The organism is Salinivibrio sp. PR6 (assembly GCF_001995955.1).
GTDB lineage: Bacteria > Pseudomonadota > Gammaproteobacteria > Enterobacterales > Vibrionaceae > Salinivibrio > Salinivibrio siamensis.
In genome coordinates this window covers 56,286-74,761 of the sequence record NZ_MUFA01000007.1, presented here as the reverse complement: position 1 = coordinate 74,761, position 18,476 = coordinate 56,286, and the positions used below count along the sequence as shown (strand labels likewise).

General features: G+C 51.4%; 14 protein-coding genes. 7 read left to right on the top strand and 7 right to left on the bottom strand.

From position 1 onward, the window contains the following. Nucleotides 1–61 precede the first annotated feature (61 nt). A complete protein-coding gene (locus tag BZG72_RS07600; RefSeq protein ID WP_046073991.1) occupies nt 62–1,975 on the top strand; it encodes a methyl-accepting chemotaxis protein in 1,914 nt (637 codons plus the stop codon). Nucleotides 1,976–2,111: 136 nt separating this feature from the next. Here the strand turns inward: BZG72_RS07600 and lpdA are convergent, their stop codons facing one another. The 7 genes from lpdA to BZG72_RS07565 form a co-directional block, all read right to left on the bottom strand. Beyond that, complete coding sequence (gene lpdA, locus BZG72_RS07595; protein WP_077666486.1) at nt 2,112–3,536, bottom strand: dihydrolipoyl dehydrogenase; 1,425 nt, start codon at nt 3,534–3,536, stop codon at nt 2,112–2,114. A gap of 186 nt (nt 3,537–3,722) precedes the next feature. Then, complete coding sequence (gene aceF, locus BZG72_RS07590; RefSeq protein ID WP_077606096.1) at nt 3,723–5,603, bottom strand: pyruvate dehydrogenase complex dihydrolipoyllysine-residue acetyltransferase; 1,881 nt, start codon at nt 5,601–5,603, stop codon at nt 3,723–3,725. 12 nt (nt 5,604–5,615) lie between these two features. Then, entirely contained in the window at nt 5,616–8,282 is a 2,667-nt protein-coding gene (aceE, locus tag BZG72_RS07585) for a pyruvate dehydrogenase (acetyl-transferring), homodimeric type (RefSeq protein ID WP_077666485.1), read from the bottom strand. Nucleotides 8,283–8,371: 89 nt separating this feature from the next. Then, complete coding sequence (gene pdhR, locus BZG72_RS07580) at nt 8,372–9,145, bottom strand: pyruvate dehydrogenase complex transcriptional repressor PdhR (RefSeq protein ID WP_046073985.1); 774 nt, start codon at nt 9,143–9,145, stop codon at nt 8,372–8,374. 236 nt (nt 9,146–9,381) lie between these two features. Then, nucleotides 9,382–9,930 carry a 1,6-anhydro-N-acetylmuramyl-L-alanine amidase AmpD gene (ampD, locus tag BZG72_RS07575; RefSeq protein WP_077666484.1) on the bottom strand — a complete coding sequence of 183 codons (549 nt, stop codon included), beginning with the start codon at nt 9,928–9,930 and terminating at the stop codon, nt 9,382–9,384. A gap of 24 nt (nt 9,931–9,954) precedes the next feature. Further along, complete coding sequence (locus BZG72_RS07570; protein WP_077666483.1) at nt 9,955–11,259, bottom strand: diguanylate cyclase domain-containing protein; 1,305 nt, start codon at nt 11,257–11,259, stop codon at nt 9,955–9,957. Further along, nucleotides 11,256–12,251, bottom strand: coding sequence for an ABC transporter substrate-binding protein (locus BZG72_RS07565; protein WP_077606092.1), 996 nt, complete (start codon nt 12,249–12,251; stop codon nt 11,256–11,258). Before BZG72_RS07565 ends, BZG72_RS07570 begins: the two co-directional genes overlap by 4 nt. Nucleotides 12,252–12,410: 159 nt before the next feature. Here BZG72_RS07565 and nadC point away from each other — a divergent pair, with 159 nt between their 5' ends. From nadC to coaE, 6 genes are all read left to right on the top strand, one after another. After that, the gene (gene nadC / locus BZG72_RS07560) at nt 12,411–13,316 is read left to right on the top strand and encodes a carboxylating nicotinate-nucleotide diphosphorylase (protein WP_046073983.1); all 906 of its coding nucleotides are present in this window, start codon (nt 12,411–12,413) and stop codon (nt 13,314–13,316) included. A 248-nt stretch (nt 13,317–13,564) separates the two neighbouring features. Beyond that, nucleotides 13,565–14,005 carry a pilin gene (locus BZG72_RS16520; RefSeq protein ID WP_077666482.1) on the top strand — a complete coding sequence of 147 codons (441 nt, stop codon included), beginning with the start codon at nt 13,565–13,567 and terminating at the stop codon, nt 14,003–14,005. Nucleotides 14,006–14,012: 7 nt separating this feature from the next. Further along, a complete protein-coding gene (pilB, locus tag BZG72_RS07550) occupies nt 14,013–15,695 on the top strand; it encodes a type IV-A pilus assembly ATPase PilB (protein ID WP_077666481.1) in 1,683 nt (560 codons plus the stop codon). Between the two features lie 9 nt (nt 15,696–15,704). Further along, complete coding sequence (locus BZG72_RS07545; RefSeq protein ID WP_077666480.1) at nt 15,705–16,919, top strand: type II secretion system F family protein; 1,215 nt, start codon at nt 15,705–15,707, stop codon at nt 16,917–16,919. A 64-nt stretch (nt 16,920–16,983) separates the two neighbouring features. After that, nucleotides 16,984–17,853, top strand: coding sequence for a prepilin peptidase (locus tag BZG72_RS07540; protein ID WP_046073980.1), 870 nt, complete (start codon nt 16,984–16,986; stop codon nt 17,851–17,853). Continuing rightward, nucleotides 17,853–18,467, top strand: a complete 615-nt coding sequence (coaE, locus tag BZG72_RS07535) for a dephospho-CoA kinase (RefSeq protein ID WP_077606087.1) — start codon at nt 17,853–17,855, stop codon at nt 18,465–18,467. The genes BZG72_RS07540 and coaE overlap by 1 nt, the downstream gene beginning before the upstream one ends. Nucleotides 18,468–18,476: the final 9 nt, after the last annotated feature.

Genomic DNA, 18,476 nt, shown 5'->3' with positions numbered 1-18,476 from the left:
ATCATCACATTTTTGTCACGCTAACCTATCGTCTGTTAATAGACCAAATAGAGAGAAGGGCATGAAGCTAAAGCAACTCACGATTAAACAAAAACTCGTGCTGGCATTTGTCTCAGCGGTGATCGCCTCCACCGCCATCATCAGTTATATGAGCTTGAGCCAAGCACGCGACATCATGGAAAAGCGCCTGTTAGAAAATGAGCTTCCCACCACCCTCACCCAGTTTAGAGATACCATTGATAGTGAGGTCAACCAACTACAATCCGCCGCACGTCAGCTGGCTTCTAACCCGGTGATGCTAGATATCATCAACCAAGATATTACGCCCGCAGAAGAAACCCGCGTGATCAAACAGCTCAACGTATTACGTGAGCAATACGATTTGAATGATGCCTCCATTGCCAACCGCAACACCGGGCAGTATTGGAATCAGAACGGATTTTTACGGGTGTTAACGCGTGAAAAAGACAGTTGGTTTTACAACTTCCTCGACAGTGGCAATGCCACCATGGCCCAGGTTTTCCAAGAAGAAAACGGCGAACTCAAGCTATTTGTTAACTTCCAACAGCTCAACGGCAAAGGGTTAGCCGGTTTCTCACGCTCGTTGGAGGACATGACCCGCTTTTTGAATCAATTTAAAATTGAGCAGTCAGGGTTTGTGTTCTTAGTCAACGCTGAGGGCTTGGTCCAATTACACCGCGACACCAATCTGATGGGTGAGCAAACCCTAAGTGATATTTATGGTGGCCAAGCACGCAGCTTGCTACAAAAAGGCGATTTTAACCTTCTCGACACCCGTATTAATGGTGAAGAAGTACTGCTCGCATCCAGTTATGTGCCCTCCATGGATTGGTTTGTTATTGCAGATGTCCCTGCCGAAGAAGTCTATGCCCCCCTCAATGAAACGCGTAATCAGATCCTGATGGTGTCGGTCGTCGTCGGTCTTATTTTTATCGTCGTCGCCGTCTGGTTAGCTGCAACCATTACCAAACCCATCCAATATGTCGCCAATGTGTTCCGTGAAATCGGTGAAGGTGAAGGGGATCTACGCCAACGTGTAGACATCAATAGCCAAGATGAAATTGGCCAACTCGCCTCTGGTTTCAACAGTTTTGTGGAGAAAATCCATCGTCTAGTCTCAGACGTTGCCCGTACCGGTGGCGAATTACGTAGTGCGGCCGAGCAAGTCTCTTCACAAGCCAGTGCTACCCAATCGCAAAGCGAGTATCAGCGGGATCGCACCGTGCAAGTGGTTACCGCCATCAATGAAATGGGGGCGACCGTTAATGAGATTGCAGGCAATGCCGCCAGTGCTGCCAGTGCCGCCAACCAAGCCTCTGATGATGCGGCTAGTGGCCAAGGCGTGGTGACCCAGGCACGGGATACAATCGCTCGCCTTGCTGATGACATGGAGAATATGTCGAAAGTGATCAGCGCCTTGGCTGAAAACACCGATTCGATCGGTGGCATTTTGGATGTGATTCGCGGGATCTCCGAGCAAACCAACTTACTGGCGCTGAATGCGGCAATTGAAGCGGCGCGAGCCGGTGAGCAAGGACGTGGCTTTGCGGTTGTCGCCGATGAGGTACGCAGCTTGGCCAGTCGCACCTCTGATTCCACCGATGAAATCCAGACCATGATTGACCGCCTGCAGCAAGAAGCGCGCAACGCCGTGGATGCCATGGAGCAAAGTCGCACCATGACTGCTGAAGGGGTCAATGCCTCCGATGAGGCCTCACAATCGCTCAATGCAATCAACGAGCAGATTGTACAAATCTCGGACATGAATACCCAGGTGGCCACCGCGACTGAAGAGCAGTCCACCGTGGTCAACGATATTAACCAAAATATCGAAGAGATTAATCACAGCTCACAGCAAACCGCTGATACCGCCAACACCATGGCAGAGGCGAGTGAGTCACTGCGCGATCTTTCCAAACGTCTTGATACCTTGGTTGGGAGCTTTAAGCTCTAAACCATTGCGATGCTACCGACTGACACACTAAGCGGGCCCTGGCCCGCTTTTTTATTGTTCACGACCCAGAAGTACATCACAGGTACAAAAAAGCCCCGCATAGCGGGGCTGAGTCAGAAAAATATAAACGCGCGGTTTATTTCTTTTTCTTCGCTTTCGGGTTAGGCATATCAGTGATTGAGCCTTCAAACACTTCTGCAGCCAAACCAACCGATTCGTGCAAGGTTGGGTGAGCGTGTACTGTCAAGGCGACATCTTCCGCATCACAACCCATTTCAATGGCAAGACCGATTTCACCCAGCAGCTCACCGCCGTTGGTACCCACGACGGCACCACCAATCACACGGTGGGTGTCTTTGTCGAAGATCATTTTGGTCATACCGTCTGAACAGTCAGACGCAATCGCACGACCTGAAGCCGCCCATGGGAAGGTCGCCACTTCGTAGTTAATGCCTTCTTCTTTACACTCTTTCTCAGTTTTGCCGACCCAAGCCACTTCTGGCTCAGTGTACGCAATCGATGGGATCACTTTTGGATCGAAGTAATGCTTCTTACCTGAGATAACCTCTGCCGCCACATGGCCTTCGTGTACACCTTTGTGCGCCAGCATAGGCTGACCCACGATGTCACCAATCGCATAGATGTGCGGCACGTTGGTGCGCATTTGCTTATCAACATTGATAAAGCCACGATCGTCGACTTCAACACCCGCTTGGCCCGCATCAAGCAGTTTGCCATTCGGGCTACGACCGATAGCAACCAAGACAGCGTCATAGCGTACAGGCTCTGCTGGGGCTTTCTTGCCTTCCATGGTGACGTAGATGCCGTCTTCTTTGGCTTCTACCGCGGTCACCTTGGTTTCCAGCATGAGGTTCATCTTCTTGCTGATGCGCTTAGTAAAGACTTTGATCACGTCTTTATCTGCCGCAGGGATCACCTGATCGCACATTTCGACCACATCAACCTGTGAGCCGAGTGCGTGGTAAACGGTTCCCATCTCTAGACCAATGATACCGCCACCCATTAACAGCATTTTTTCAGGCACTTCTTTGAGCTCAAGCGCGTCGGTGGAGTCCCAAATGCGTGGGTCATCATGCGGGATAAATGGCAGCTCGATTGGACGAGAGCCAGCCGCGATGATGGAATTATCAAAGTTGATGGTAGTGCTTTCTTCCCCTTCAACTAACAGGGTGTTGGCGCCAGTGAAACGGCCTGTGCCATTAACGACTGTCACTTTACGCTGCTTGGCCATACCGCCTAAGCCGCCCGTCAGTTGACCAATGACCTTATCTTTCCAAGAACGGATCTTGTCGATATCGGTTTGTGGTTCGCCGAATACCACGCCGTGCTCGGCCATGGCTTTGGCTTCTTCAATCACTTTGGCAACGTGAAGTAGGGCTTTAGATGGAATACAGCCGACGTTTAGACACACACCGCCAAGGTTGTTGTAACGTTCAACCAATACGGTTTCCAAACCTAGGTCGGCACAGCGGAAAGCGGCGGAGTATCCAGCAGGACCAGCGCCAAGGACGACGACTTGCGCTTTGATTTCTTTACTCATTCTGACCTCGTTATAGTCTTATTCCCTGACAGGCTAAGAGCGGTAATTTTTTTATTGTTGTGGGTATCTGGGAGCCACAGTTTACAGCCATGTTAATGGGCTGAAAAATAAAAACCCATAGCCTGTGAGCTGCACAACAATTCCCGACCGACCTTTAACCGGCCAGCCGGGTTGTTGGTATTGCGATTAGAGTACCAAACGGCGAATATCAGACAGTAAGCCGTTGAGGTAGCTAATAAAGCGCGCGCCCTCGGCACCGTCAATCACACGGTGGTCGTAAGACAGCGATAGCGGCAGCATTAGGCGAGGTTCAAAGTCCTTACCGTTCCATACTGGCTTCATTTCTGACTTAGACACGCCCAAGATAGACACTTCTGGTGCATTAACGATTGGCGTAAACGCCGTACCGCCGAGACCCCCTAGGCTAGAGATGGTAAAGCAACCACCTTGCATGTCAGAGGCCGTTAGCTTACCGCCACGGGCTTTCTTCGATACCACCATCAGCTCTTCAGATAGCTCGTGAATGCCTTTCTTATTCACGTCTTTAAAGACAGGCACGACCAGACCGTTTGGTGTGTCAACCGCGATACCGATGTTGACATACTTCTTCATGATCAGGCTTTCACCATCTTCAGACAGTGACGCGTTGAATGAAGGGAAAGCTTCCAGCGCTTTAGCAGCCGCTTTCATGATGAACACCAATGGGGTGATCTTCATGCCTGACTCTTTCTTCTTCTCGATCGCGTTTTGCTCTTTACGGAACGCTTCAACTTCAGTGATATCGGCGTTATCCCACTGGGTCACGTGCGGGATCATCACCCAGTTACGTGCCAGGTTCGCACCCGAGATCTTCTTGATGCGAGACAGTGGTTTTTCTTCCGTTTCACCGAATTTGCTGAAGTCGACTTTCGGCCAAGGTAGCAGACCCAGTGCACTACCGTCGCCTGAGCCAGATGCTGCGCCAGATTCAAGACGCTTAAGCGCCTCTTTCACGTAGCCTTGCACGTCTTCTTTCAGTACACGTCCTTTACGGCCAGTGCCTTTGACTTTTGCCAAGTTAACACCGAATTCACGCGCAAGACGACGCACAACAGGTGACGCATGGGCGTACTCTTTGTTTTCGACAAACTCGTCTTTACCGGCATCAGCTTTAGCCGCTGCAGGTGCTTCCGCTTTTGGCGCTGGCGCAGATTTTTCCTCTGCAGCAGGTGCCGCGGCGGGCGCTGCTGGTGCGGCAGGTGCGCTACCTGCTACCTCGAACACCATAATGTGCGAGCCGGTAGACACTTTATCGCCCGCGGCGATTTTGATTTCTTTAACCGTACCCGCAAACGGTGCCGGCACTTCCATCGACGCTTTGTCGCCTTCAACGGTGATCAGAGACTGTTCTTCTTCAACCGTATCGCCTACAGCGACCATGATGTCAGTCACTTCAACTTCATCACCGCCAATGTCAGGAACGTTGACATCTTTTGCTTCTGACGCAGCGGCGGCAGGTGCAGCCTGTGCTGGCGCCTCAGCAGGGGCACTGCTGCCGACTTCAAACATCATGATAAGAGAGCCGGTTGACACTTTGTCACCCGAGGCAATCTTGATCTCTTTGACAGTCCCTGCAAACGGTGCTGGCACTTCCATTGAGGCTTTATCGCCTTCAACGGTGATCAGTGATTGCTCTTCTTCGACGCTGTCGCCTACCGCCACCATGATCTCGGTGACTTCGACTTCATCGCCGCCGATATCAGGCACGTGCACTTCTTTGATTTCTGACGCAGCCGCTGGTGCTGCAGCAGGGGCGGCGGGGGCCGCCTCTTGCGCGGGCGCACTTGGCGCGGCGCCTTCTGCTTCAAAGATCATCATCAAAGAGCCGGTGGTCACTTTATCACCTTCGGCAATTTTAATTTCCTTGACCACACCCGCTTGTGACGCAGGGACTTCCATGGATGCTTTATCACCTTCAACGGTGATTAACGACTGCTCTTCTTCAACCTTGTCACCCACGCTGACAAGGATCTCAGTCACTTCTACTTCATCCGCACCGATGTCAGGTACATTAATCTCGATTGACATTATTTCAGCCTCTTACGCGAACAGCGGGTTTACTTTGTTGGTATCGATGTCGAATTTTTTGATCTCTTCTGCGACCACTTTTTTGTCAACATCGCCACGCTTAGCCAGCTCATTAAGTGCCGCCACAACCACATAGCCTGCGTTCACTTCGAAGTGACGACGGAGGTTTTCGCGGCTGTCAGAACGACCAAAGCCGTCAGTGCCCAGTACTTTGTAAGAGTCAGCTGGGATAAACGCACGAACTTGGTCAGCGTAGTTTTTCATGTAGTCAGTCGCAGCAATCGCAGGCTCAGATCCCATGACAGTTTGAATGTAAGGAACTTGTGCCTCTGCATCTGGATTCAACATGTTGAAGCGATCTGCATCTTGGCCGTCACGTGCAAGCTCGTTGAACGAGGTCACGCTGTATACGTCAGACGCCACACCGTACTCATCGCTAAGCAGCTTCGCGGCTTTACGCACTTCCGTCATGATGGTGCCAGAGCCCATTAGCTGGACTTTCGCTTTGTCGCCCGTGTAGGTTTCTAGCTTGTAGATACCTTTACGGATACCTTCTTCCGCGCCCTCAGGCATGGCTGGCTGATGATAGTTTTCGTTCATCAGCGTCAGGTAGTAGTAGATGTTTTCTTGGTCAGGGCCGTACATGCGACGGATACCGTCTTGCATGATCACCGCCACTTCGTACGCGAAGGTTGGGTCGTAAGAAACACAGTTAGGTACCGTGCTCGCCAGGATATGGCTGTGACCGTCTTCGTGCTGTAGACCTTCACCGTTAAGCGTTGTACGACCGGCAGTCGCACCCAATAGGAAACCACGTGCTTGTTGGTCACCCGCCATCCACGCCATGTCGCCAACACGTTGGAAGCCGAACATTGAGTAGTAGATGTAGAATGGGATCATTGGCAGATCATTAGTGCTGTAAGAGGTCGCCGCGGCTACCCACGATGACATCGCACCGAGCTCGTTGATCCCTTCTTGCAGTACCTGACCGCCTTGGTCTTCTTTGTAGTAAGACACCACACCGCGGTCTTCTGGAGTGTAAGTCTGACCGTGTGGGTTGTAGATACCTACTTGACGGAACAAGCCTTCCATACCAAAGGTACGCGCTTCGTCGGCAATGATAGGCACAATGTTCTTGCCAATGCTCTTGTCTTTCAGCAAGACATTCAAAGAACGTACAAAGGCCATCGTGGTGGAGATATCACGTTTCTGTTCAGACAGTAACGCCGAGAAATCGTCCAGTTTTGGCAATGTCAGTTCTTGCGTAAATTTCGGCAGACGCTGTGGAGTATAACCGTGAAGTGCCTTACGACGTGCGTGCAGGTATTCGTACTCGGCAGAGCCTTCTTCCAACTTTAGGTACTTCAGGTTTTGTACATCGTCGTCAGACAACAAGTCTTGTAGGCCAAGACGATCACGCATCGCGTGAACATGGGTCATGTCCATTTTCTTCACTTGGTGCGCGATGTTTTTCCCTTCAGCCGCTTCACCCATGCCATAACCTTTAACGGTTTTCGCCAAGATCACGGTTGGACGGTCATTGCACTCTTGTGCTGCTTTGAAGGCAGCAAACAATTTAGATGGCTCGTGGCCACCACGCTTAAGTGCAAAGATCTCTTCGTCAGTCATGTCTGCAACCAAGGCTGCCGTTTCTGGGTACTTGCCGAAGAAGTGTTCGCGGACGTAAGCGCCGTCTTTCGATTTGAACGTCTGGTAATCACCGTCGATGGTTTCATTCATCAACTGCAGCAATTTACCTGAGGTGTCTTTGGCCAGCAGTTTGTCCCAGCCAGAGCCCCAAACCACTTTGATCACGTTCCAGCCAGCGCCTTTAAAGAGGCCTTCCAGTTCTTGAACGATTTTACCGTTACCCATCACAGGGCCATCAAGGCGCTGCAGGTTACAGTTAATCAAGAAGCAGAGGTTATCCAGTTTTTCACGGGCCGCAAATGACAGCGCACCGCGTGATTCTGGCTCATCCATCTCACCGTCACCAAGGAACGCATAAACACGCTGCTCAGAGGTGTCTTTCAGGCCACGACCGTTGAGGTATTTGAGGAAACGCGCTTGATAGATAGACGCAATGGGACCCAGACCCATAGATACGGTTGGGAACTGCCAGAACTCAGGCATCAGTTTCGGGTGCGGATATGAAGACACCCCTTTGCCATCGACTTCCTGACGGAAGTTGTCGAGCTGCTCTTCGCTCAAGCGGCCTTCAACAAAGGCACGCGCATAGATACCTGGAGAAATATGACCTTGATAGTACACCAGGTCGCCACCGTCTTTCTCGTTAGGCGCACGGAAGAAGTGGTTAAAGCAGGTTTCATAAAATGCCGCCGAAGACTGGAATGATGCCATGTGGCCACCCAGCTCTAAATCTTTCTTGGACGCACGCAACACGATCATGATTGCGTTCCAACGAATGATAGAACGGATACGGCGTTCCAGATTCACATCACCTGGGTAAGCAGGTTCTTGATCAGCAGGAATGGTATTTACATAGTTGGTGGTCACGCCCGTTGGCATGTCAACACCGTCTAAACGTGCTTGCCCTAATACTTGCTCCAGAAGGAACTGGGCACGTTCTACACCTTCTTCACGAACGACTGACTCAAGAGCTTGCAACCACTCTTGTGTTTCAAGTGCGTCCACGTCATGTTTCATGACTTCAGACATGGCGATCTATCCTTTCGTTGATTGACTCGTACAAAACAAACGTTGTCGCAGCTGCAGTGCCCTTCGCGTTTTTATCGGTGCGAATAAGGCTACTCCAACTCGTCCTTGCGTTGTTGAATTCGACGTAGAGACCGTTCGCGACGGCTTTCTTCTCGACCAAGATCCAACAGAGTTTCCTCAATGTAAGCCAAGTGTGCATGCGACGCTTGTCGGGCTTTTTCTGGCTCGCCAGCGGTAATCGCATCCACTATCTCAGCTCGGTGTCGGCTGACGTTTTCCACCGTCTCTTGACGGCGATAAAGTAGCTCAAAATTTTGCAAAATATTCTGTTCCAGTAACGGCGCGAGACTGCGCATGATGTGAAGTAACACCACATTATGCGCCGCTTCCGTTACGGCAACGAGATACTGCATCACAGCCGATGCTTCTGCCTCTAAGTCCCCATTTTGCTGCGCTTGGCGAATGGCGTCATGACAGTCTTCAATGCGAGAGAAATCCTCTTCTGTGCCCCGTAGTGCGGCAAAATAAGAAGAAATACCCTCCAAGGCATGTCGTGACTCCAGTAAGTCAAGCTGGGTTTCTGGATGGTCCGCCAATAACTCTAGCAGTGGCTCAGAGAAGCGTTGCCAAAGGCGTTCACTGACAAAGGTGCCGCCACCTTGCTTGCGCGTCAGTAGCTTTTTGACTTCCAGCCGTTGAATCGCTTCGCGCACTGACGGGCGAGACACATCAAATTGCGTCGCTAACTCTCGTTCAGGCGGTAACTTCTGGCCTGGAGACAAGGTCCCTTCCAGAATTAAGCCTTCGAGCTCTTTTTCAATTACATCTGAGAGTTTAGGTTGACGAATTCGCTGATATGCCATTGTATTTATTGACCATCCGCACCCTAAGCTCGGCGCTTAGTTGCAGAAACTGACTGATTGTAAATTGGTAAGACCAATTACTTTATTGATCCCCAAAGTTACCAGACAGCGGGTATTCTGTCCACCTGAACTTTGATTGACATCATGGAAACCTGTGTATTTTTAGCCTGACAGCCACGAATACTCCGCCCTTCAAAATTGGTCAGACCATTTAGATCAATCAACGCAATAGGCATTTAAATCAGCGCGTGTAACTTTTTCCAGTCAAACGCCACGCCAGGATCCGTTTTTCGTCCTGGGGCAATATGTTGGTGTCCTGTGATTCGATCACGGGTAATGGCTGGGTAGTACTGCATCAGCGTCTGCGTGATCGCCGCTAACGATTGGTACTGCTGATCGGTGTATGGATGTGTGTCTGTGCCCTCTAGCTCAATACCGATAGAAAAATCGTTACATTGCTGCCGACCGTCAAAACACGAAGCGCCAGCATGCCATGCACGCGCACTGAATGGTACAAACTGGATCACACTTCCATCTCGTCGGATCAGTAGGTGGGCAGAGACGCGAAGCGATGCGATCTCGGCAAAGTAAGGGTGTTCAGCCGGATCGAGGTGCCCCTGAAAAAACTGCTCAATATAGGGACCGTCAAACTGACCGGGCGGCAGGCTAATATTGTGGATCACCAGCAAGGAGATATCGTTACTCTCCGGGCGTTGGTTATGATGAGGAGACAGGCAAGCGCGCGCGCCTACCAACCAATGATTGTCAATCTGTGAAAAAGACATACCCGATCCGCTTGAGCAAAATCGCTACTTTATCTGGTCAGTCGGTAGATTGGAATACAAGCAACAACGCGCTGTCGGATGGGTTTTGGCGTAATACATGGCGGCATCGGCTTGATTCATCATCTGCTGTAGCTCGAGTCCATCCGTTGGGAAGCAACTCACGCCGATACTAATGCCCAAAGACAATGAGGTCTCGGCAACCTGTATTGGCGCGTGCATTTCGTCTTGGATACGTGTGATCACTTCATTCAACGCCGATTTGTCCGCTAACAAATCCAGCCAGACAATGAACTCATCACCGCCCAAGCGGCCAACCAAATCAGAGCGGCGCACGGATTGTTTCAAGCGCTGACTGACCACCTTGAGAAGCTCATCTCCTACACCATGTCCATAGGTGTCGTTCACTTGCTTAAAGTTATTCAAATCAATAAACAGTAAGGCAGCGTTCGTTTGGGCGCGATTAGCGCGCATCAACGCCACTTCAACATGCGATTCAAACGCACGCCGATTGAATAAGCCCGTCAACTCGTCGTGTTCGGCAAGGAATTTAAGTTGGTGTTGCTGTTCACGAAGCTGTTGGGTTTGGCGTGCGACTTCTTCGCTCAACTGCTTTTTGTCCACCATGGTATGGCTCAGCGCACGCTTCATCTCATTGACATGATCAGCCAACTCAGTCAGCTCATCTTTGTCAGTCAAGGTTAATTCAGTGGTTAAGTCACCTTGCTTTATTTGTGTAATCGTCGAATGCAATGCTTTTAGGCGGTGTGTTAACCGTCGCCGCAAGCTGGTCACAAACATGGTCACCAACAAGGCTAACACCACCAGTACGCCACCATGTACGACTAGCAGGGTTTTCTGTTGCTGCCCCGACTGGTGCATGACTTGCTGACGCACCGAAAAAGCGGTTTCACTCATCGCCTGCAGTAACACATTAAAACGTGAAAACAGCATCAAACGCCTGTCATCCACAGAGGGATCATCATCTAATTGCTCGGCGGTAATGCCCAATAGGCGATCAATGCTGTTTGCCGCGAGTCGGATCGACTGCGCGGACTGCGGCGGTAACGCCTCTTCATCACTGCTTAACTGCGCCCGCAATGCGTTGGTTGACTGATGGACATCTTGACGTGTTTGCGTGCTGGGGTATTGGCGATATAACCATAGACGGCCTCGCAGACTATCAATCTGCGAATGCACCGCCACGATGCTGTCTAACCGTGCTTGGATTTGATTTTGCTTATAAAAAAGCTCCACCGTAATTAACAGCGTAACGAAAGTGAGCGCCGTACAAGCATACACAACGATACTGAGCTGCTGACCAATCCTCATTCTAATAAACTCACCTTTTGCGTGGCCTCAACCAAGGGGCCTGGGTTGAGTATGTGGCGGAATGACGGCGTGTTCCCTTCAACTAAACCCGCCTCTTGCGCCCATCGCGCTTGGTTTTTTAACCGCAGTAACAATGAGTCATTCAATGAAAGGCGAAATAAGTAATCTTGCCATAGCCAGCTGAGTTTATCGTCTGACATGTCAAGATACGCGGAGACCTGTGCCTTCGCTCGCTCTGGGTGCTGATGAATAAAGCTCACCGCGTCGTCTAAGGCACTGACAACCCGTTGCATGTCCTGGTGTTGCTTATTGACGAGCAAGCGATCACTGACTAACAGAAAAGAGAGGCTGTGCAAGCCTTTACTGTCAAGCGACTGTACCGGCTGGTTAGACTGCTTGAGTAGCTGATAGCCATAGGGCTCCCATATGGCTATCGCATCCACTTTCTCGTCGAGGAGCGCGTTGGGCAGTGCTTCGGGGGGATAATCAACTTTTTCCACCTGATCTCTAGGAATGTCGTGCAATTGCAGCAAGGAATCAAAGAAATATTCACTGGCACTCGACGCAACAATGCCCACGCGTGCCTTGTCGAGCGCATCCACCAGCGAGCCGCTAATCTCACGGCGAATAGACCAGAGTTTTACGTCGTTATCTGACTCGACAAAGCTGGTTAGCACATTAAAGTCATCGCGCTCAAAACTGTTAAACATCACCACCGTCTCTGAGGTAGTGGCTAAGTCCACCTCCCCTGACATCAAGGATTGAAAGCTTTTTACGCCCCCATGAACCGGCTTTAGCGTCATGTCGATGCCCTGCTTTTTAAACAAACCTTGCTCCTTAGCCACAATAATCGGTGCCGATAAGGGGGTAAGCGAGACGGCGATGGTCAGTGACGATAATGGCTCGGACACCGGAGGTCTGAGTTGCTGCCAAGCACGAAACCCAATGAACGCGATCGCTATCATGGCCACCAGCGCTAACCCTCGCTTCATGGCATCACCTCTTTGACTGTTCCTGCCTAAAGTGTAGACAAGTTAAAAGACAGAATATGATTAAAAAGATAGACGAATACGGGGAAACGAGAGAGAAAAGCTGCATTTCGCTATCACCAGCGTTATCATTCGACCACTTTTTGATGACCGCGGTAAGCCATGATGACATCGACCCCTTTTCATGCTGTCCATGACAGCGAGCGCCGCCTGGCCTATCTCACCTCTCACCTCAGCGCCGACGTGACCCGCGCGGTGACCGACGCACTGCGAGAAGATTTGGGTGGCGAGATCGACGCCAGTAAAGACATAACCGCCAGCCTCATTCCGGCAGACTCAGTATCCACAGCCACATTGATCACCCGAGAAGATGGCGTTTTCTGTGGCCGTGCCTTTGCGGATGAAGTGTTTCATCAGCTCGGTGGCGAAGTCACCTTGACGTGGCATGTCGAGGACGGCGACGCCATCACCGCCAACCAATCGCTGTGTACCTTACAGGGCCCCTCGCGTGTCTTGTTAACCGGTGAACGCAATGCGATGAACTTTATTCAAACCCTCTCTGGGTGTGCGAGTAAGGTCGCCACCTATGTGGCAGCGCTCAACGGCACCCACACCAAATTGCTCGACACGCGTAAGACCATTCCGGGACTGCGCAGTGCCCTCAAGTACGCTGTTGCCTGCGGTGGTGGCCATAACCATCGTATTGGTGTGTTTGATGCTTATTTGATCAAAGAGAATCATATTCTCGCCTGTGGCGGGATAGAGAACGCCGTCAAAGCGGCGCGCCGACTTAATCCTGATAAACCGGTCGAAGTAGAAACCGAAACCCTGGATGAGCTGCAACAAGCGATTAACGCAGGCGCCGATATTGTCATGCTGGATAACTTTAGTGTGCCGATGATGCGTGAAGCGGTGGCGTTAAACCAAAATCGCGTTGCGCTGGAAGTCTCGGGCAATGTCACCCTAGAGACGTTGGCAACATACGCCGCCACCGGGGTGGATTATATTTCTGTCGGCGCACTCACCAAGCACGTGACTGCGCTCGATTTATCCATGCGTTTTCAATAATACGTACGCTCGCTCAGATTCGACCAGGCCGCCCACGATGGGCGGCCTTTTTTATCGCGCTTTCGTGACAAAAAATTTGTTGTCCGTCGAATATTACAGTAGAAAAAAACACCATTACATCCGGCTTTTACCCTTCACTCTCAAACTCATATTTGCCCTCTTTTTTGCGTCACATTCACCAGCGTAAAGTCGCTGCACTCGCGGCCACCGCGTTGGCGGCCGACCATCATTGAGAGGAGAAATATAGGATGAAAAAGCAACAAGGGTTTAGCTTGATTGAGTTACTGATCGTCGTCGGCATTATCGCAGCCCTGTCTGCCATCGCCGTCCCCGCTTATGTCAATAAACAAAAAATCGCTGAATTTAATTCAGGGTTAGCATCAGGCCGTGCTCTTCTTACACGGTTAGATCTTTATTTGGATGGAAATAGTGACTCTTCAACGAGTGACTTTAAAAAAGCCTTAGGTGACGCAGCGAATCTCGGAGAGTTGGCAACAGTCAACGTCTCGGGCGCTAGTGGAGAAGGCGAAGATGATAAAGGGACTGAGCTTACAGTCACGTTTAATGGAAAAAGCTCTATTGACGGGACAATAATTACCTTTGAGAAAAACGAGCTTGCTTGGGTATGTAAATACACAACGAAAGAAACTTTCGAAGATGGTGATATTAAAGGATGTAAAAAAGCATAAGCAGCCAATGATCCCAACCGCTCCGTTGTATCAATCTGGTTTATTGACTGATGCCCAGCGCCATGCGTTGGGCATTGACGATGACACACCGCTTAGCGTCTCCCGTTTACTCGATGCAGGCGTTGACCCCACCGCGCTCGCCAACACCCTCGCGAGTCAGCACCATCTTCCGTTTGCAGAAAGCCATCAGTACCCGTATAAAGACACGTGTTATGCCCTAGATAGGCGCGATTTGATTCAGCGTCATCAAGTGTTGCCGCTTGCTCAGCAAGGCCAAGAGCTACTGCTTGGCGTCAGTGACCCAGATAACACAGAGGCGGTCGCCGACTTTCGCTTTTCTACTGGGCTCAATGTTCGTTTGGTGGTGCTCAGTCAGCCGGATTTGGATGCCGCGCTGCGTCACTTGTACGGCGAAGATATCGATGGCACCCACGATGGCATGACTATCAGCGATCAGGACTTAGTCGCCCTGACCGTCACCGATAGCCCGCAAGAAGACAGCACCGAGCTAAAAAGCGATCAGGCGCCGATCAGTCGCTACATTCAACAGATCTTGGTGGATGCAGTGCGTAAAAACGCCTCCGACGTGCACTTTGAGCCCTTTGAGCAGCACTACCAAATTCGCTTTCGCCAAGACGGTTTATTGCACACCTATGCTCATCCTCCTGCGGGGGTCTCGCGGCGGCTGTCGACTCGACTCAAAATCTTAGCCCAACTTAATATTGCCGAGCGACGCTTACCACAAGACGGGCGCATCAAGCTGACCCTCACTGCCGATCACACCGTCGATATGCGCGTCTCCACCTTACCGACCGTTTGGGGCGAGAAGGTGGTGGTGCGCTTGTTGAATAATGGCACGCAGCAACTGACGCTGCATGATTTAGGCTTAACCGAGTGGCAGCGCCGGCACTATCAAGAGGCACTGGATAGACCGCAAGGCATGATTTTGTTTACCGGCCCAACCGGAAGCGGCAAAACCGTCTCTTTGTACAGTGGGTTAAAGTATCTCAATCAGCCCGAGCGTAATATTGCCACCGTCGAAGATCCGGTTGAGATCCAGCTAGAAGGCGTCAACCAAGTCAATGTTAATCCGACCATTGGTTTAGACTTTGCCACCGCACTCCGTGCCTTTTTGCGTCAAGATCCCGATGTGGTGATGGTGGGGGAAATACGCGATCTCGACACCGCTGAAATCGGGATCAAAGCGGCGCAAACCGGTCATCTGGTGTTATCAACCCTGCATACCAATTCAGCGGCCGAGAGCATCACCCGTTTAGCCCATATGGGCATTGCGCCCTACAATCTTGCTAGCTCTCTGAGCTTGGTAGTGGCCCAGCGTTTAGTACGCCGTTTATGCCCTATTTGCAAACAACCGCATCCGTCTGGTGATCCTCGCCTTCAGTTCTTGGCTAACCTCTATCCGTCTCTAACCCCAAGTACTCTGTACCAAGCTAACCCCCACGGCTGTTATCAGTGCTATCAGGGCTATCAAGGCCGCACAGGGGTATACGAGGTGCTTCCCGTGACCGAAGCCATTGCTGGCGCCATTTACCGCAATGCCAGTGCCATTGAACTGACCCAACTGGCTACCGAAGAAGGCATGTGGCGGTTGCCCGACTCTGGCGTTGCCAAACTCAACCAAGGGAGCACCAGTATTCAAGAACTTACCCGCGTTATTCAACTTGCCTAAGGAGTCGTCATGGCCAAACCCACCCTGTTCCTCTTTCATTGGCGCCAAGCCGCCGCAAGCGGTGAAAAACAAGGGCAAGTGTTCGCCTATACCGAGCGAGATGCACGCCAAGAGCTGGCCAATCAATCTATCGTCCCCAGCCGCCTCATACGCCGCCGACTATCGAGCTTTCAGCAGCGTCGTCATAAAGCCAAAGCAGCAGATATCACCCAATTTTCCCGCGATCTCACCACCTTGCTTGAGTCTGGCATCCCTATCGTGCAAGCCCTCAACCTCATCGCGCTCAATCAGGTCAAAGCCGAAATGCGCTTGCTGGTGCGTCATATCCGCCAGCAACTGGAGGCGGGTACCAATTTGAGTGATGCGTTGGCGCACGCAAGTCCCTTGTTTGATCGCTTTTATTGCGATCTGGTCGCAACGGGCGAGCAAACCGGGCAACTGCCGGAGATCTTTGCTCGCCTGACTCTATACCGTGAAAAGCAGGCGTTGCTTCGCAGTAAAGTCATCAAAGCCATGATCTATCCCAGCATCGTGGTCAGCGTGGCATTAGGCGTCAGTGCCTACCTGCTGGTATTCGTGATCCCGAAGTTTAAACATATTTTTGACTCCTTCGGGGCAGAACTGCCTTGGCTCACCCAACAAGTGCTCGCCTTATCTGATATCGTCAGTCAGCACGCCTTAACCATGACTGTTGTCGTAGCGGGCCTTGCCGCTGCGCATCAATTACTGCAGCGTAAAAACGCGACCTACCGATATCACTATGACCGCTGGCTGCTCAAATTCCCCGTCATTGGTGAAGTGATTAGCAAAGCCTGCATTGCCAAATTTTCTCGCACCTTAGCCACCACCTTTAGTGCCGGTATTCCGTTACTCTCTGGCTTGCAAGCCGCGACGAAATCCATGACCAACGCGTATTATGTTCACGCGCTTAACGCCGTGTATCAGCACACGGCCACTGGTATTCCGCTTTACCAAGCCTTGCGCGACAGTAATAGTTTCCCTGTGATGGTGACGCAAATGGTGATGATTGGCGAAGAGTCGGGATCGCTCGATGATATGCTCAATCGCATCGCACAAATCTATGAAGCCGAGGTCGACAACACCGTGGACAATCTCGGTAAAATCATCGAGCCCCTGTTAATTTTAGTGCTAGGGCTATTAATTGGCGGCTTAGTGGTGGCCATGTATCTACCCATTTTTAATCTGATGTCTGTTCTTGGCTAGCCAAGATAGAGTCTCTCGCCACAAGGCGCTATGATGCGCACAAGGTTCATGCCCAGAAGGTACCATGTTGATATTCTCATCACCGTTATTCATTTTTTTTGCTGGCTTATTTGGTCTGATTGTCGGTAGCTTTTTAAATGTGGTCATCGCGCGCGTGCCAATCATGATGGCGCGGCGTTGGCGGCAAGAATGCTTGGCCACGTTTCCCGATGCTAATATTGACGCCCCTAACGCGCAGCGCTTTGATTTGTGTCTTCCCGCCTCACACTGCCCAGATTGTCAGCAGCCGATTGCGTGGTACGATAATATTCCTTTGCTCAGTTGGCTGATGTTAAAAGGCCGCTGCCGTCAGTGTGGCACGATGATTAGTCCGCGCTACCCACTGGTCGAGGTCACCAGTGCTATTGTCTGTGTGTTACCGGCATGGCTTATTTCCTCACCGGCGTGGGCCGTCGCGGTGATGGCGGCCAGCCTCACTTTGCTGGCGCTGACCCTCATTGATTGGGAAACCCTGTTGCTGCCCGATCAGCTTACCCTGCCACTCCTTTGGGCTGGGATCGCTCTCGCACTCTTGGGGATCAGCCCTGTCTCACTCACAGACAGTGTCATCGGCGCCATGACAGGCTACCTCAGCCTATGGAGCCTCTTTTGGGCATTCAAGCTCACCACTGGCAAAGAAGGCATGGGCTATGGGGATTTTAAACTGTTTGCTGCACTGGGCGCTTGGGTCGGTTGGCAAGCTTTACCGCTACTGATTTTACTCGCCTCACTGAGTGGCGCCATTGTCGGGGCACTATTACTGCGCCAACAACAAAAAAGTCTGCAACACGCGTTTGCCTTTGGCCCCTTTATTGCTGTCGCAGGCTGGCTAAGTCTGCTTTGGGGCGATAGCCTGTTACACTGGTACCTTTCACAAATTCTAGGAGTGCGCTAATGGCCGTTGTGGTCGGGTTAACCGGAGGGATTGGCAGTGGTAAAAGCACGGTTGCCAACCGTTTTGCCGCCAAGGGCATTGATATTATTGATGCCGATGTGATCGCCCGTGAGGTGGTTGCTCCCGGTAGTGATGGTCTGGCCGCGATTGTCGCGCGTTTTGGCACGCCGGCATTAACCCCAGATGGCAGCCTAGATCGTGCCTGGCTTCGTGAGCGAGTGTTTAGTCATCCAGACGACAAGCAATGGCTCGATAACCTGCTTCATCCCATGATCCGCCAACGCATGATCCAAGCCTGTGCGCAGGCCAGTTCAGCGTATTGTTTGCTTGTGGTGCCCTTGTTAGTAGAGAATAACCTGACGTCATTGGCGCAACGGGTGTTGGTCGTCGATGTTGACGAGCAAACACAAATCGCGCGCACGCTCGCGCGTGATCACGTGAGCGAACAACAAGTTCACGCGATTTTGGCCGCACAAGCCAGTCGCTCACAACGCCTCGCCGTCGCCGATGATGTGATCGATAATACGCAAACCGAAGCGGAACTTGATCGGCAAGTTGATGCCTTACATCACACGTATTTAACCTTGGCAACCCAGGCAAACGTCGACCCATAGTCGGACAGG

What these genes read in the sequence shown, in the direction of transcription:
- BZG72_RS07600 (WP_046073991.1), top strand. Translation starts at nt 62, where the DNA reads ATGAAGCTAAAGCAACTCACGATTAAACAAAAACTCGTGCTGGCATTT.
- lpdA (WP_077666486.1), bottom strand. Translation starts at nt 3,536, where the DNA reads ATGAGTAAAGAAATCAAAGCGCAAGTCGTCGTCCTTGGCGCTGGTCCT.
- aceF (WP_077606096.1), bottom strand. Translation starts at nt 5,603, where the DNA reads ATGTCAATCGAGATTAATGTACCTGACATCGGTGCGGATGAAGTAGAA.
- aceE (WP_077666485.1), bottom strand. Translation starts at nt 8,282, where the DNA reads ATGTCTGAAGTCATGAAACATGACGTGGACGCACTTGAAACACAAGAG.
- pdhR (WP_046073985.1), bottom strand. Translation starts at nt 9,145, where the DNA reads ATGGCATATCAGCGAATTCGTCAACCTAAACTCTCAGATGTAATTGAA.
- ampD (WP_077666484.1), bottom strand. Translation starts at nt 9,930, where the DNA reads ATGTCTTTTTCACAGATTGACAATCATTGGTTGGTAGGCGCGCGCGCT.
- BZG72_RS07570 (WP_077666483.1), bottom strand. Translation starts at nt 11,259, where the DNA reads ATGAGGATTGGTCAGCAGCTCAGTATCGTTGTGTATGCTTGTACGGCG.
- BZG72_RS07565 (WP_077606092.1), bottom strand. Translation starts at nt 12,251, where the DNA reads ATGAAGCGAGGGTTAGCGCTGGTGGCCATGATAGCGATCGCGTTCATT.
- nadC (WP_046073983.1), top strand. Translation starts at nt 12,411, where the DNA reads ATGATGACATCGACCCCTTTTCATGCTGTCCATGACAGCGAGCGCCGC.
- BZG72_RS16520 (WP_077666482.1), top strand. Translation starts at nt 13,565, where the DNA reads ATGAAAAAGCAACAAGGGTTTAGCTTGATTGAGTTACTGATCGTCGTC.
- pilB (WP_077666481.1), top strand. Translation starts at nt 14,013, where the DNA reads ATGATCCCAACCGCTCCGTTGTATCAATCTGGTTTATTGACTGATGCC.
- BZG72_RS07545 (WP_077666480.1), top strand. Translation starts at nt 15,705, where the DNA reads ATGGCCAAACCCACCCTGTTCCTCTTTCATTGGCGCCAAGCCGCCGCA.
- BZG72_RS07540 (WP_046073980.1), top strand. Translation starts at nt 16,984, where the DNA reads ATGTTGATATTCTCATCACCGTTATTCATTTTTTTTGCTGGCTTATTT.
- coaE (WP_077606087.1), top strand. Translation starts at nt 17,853, where the DNA reads ATGGCCGTTGTGGTCGGGTTAACCGGAGGGATTGGCAGTGGTAAAAGC.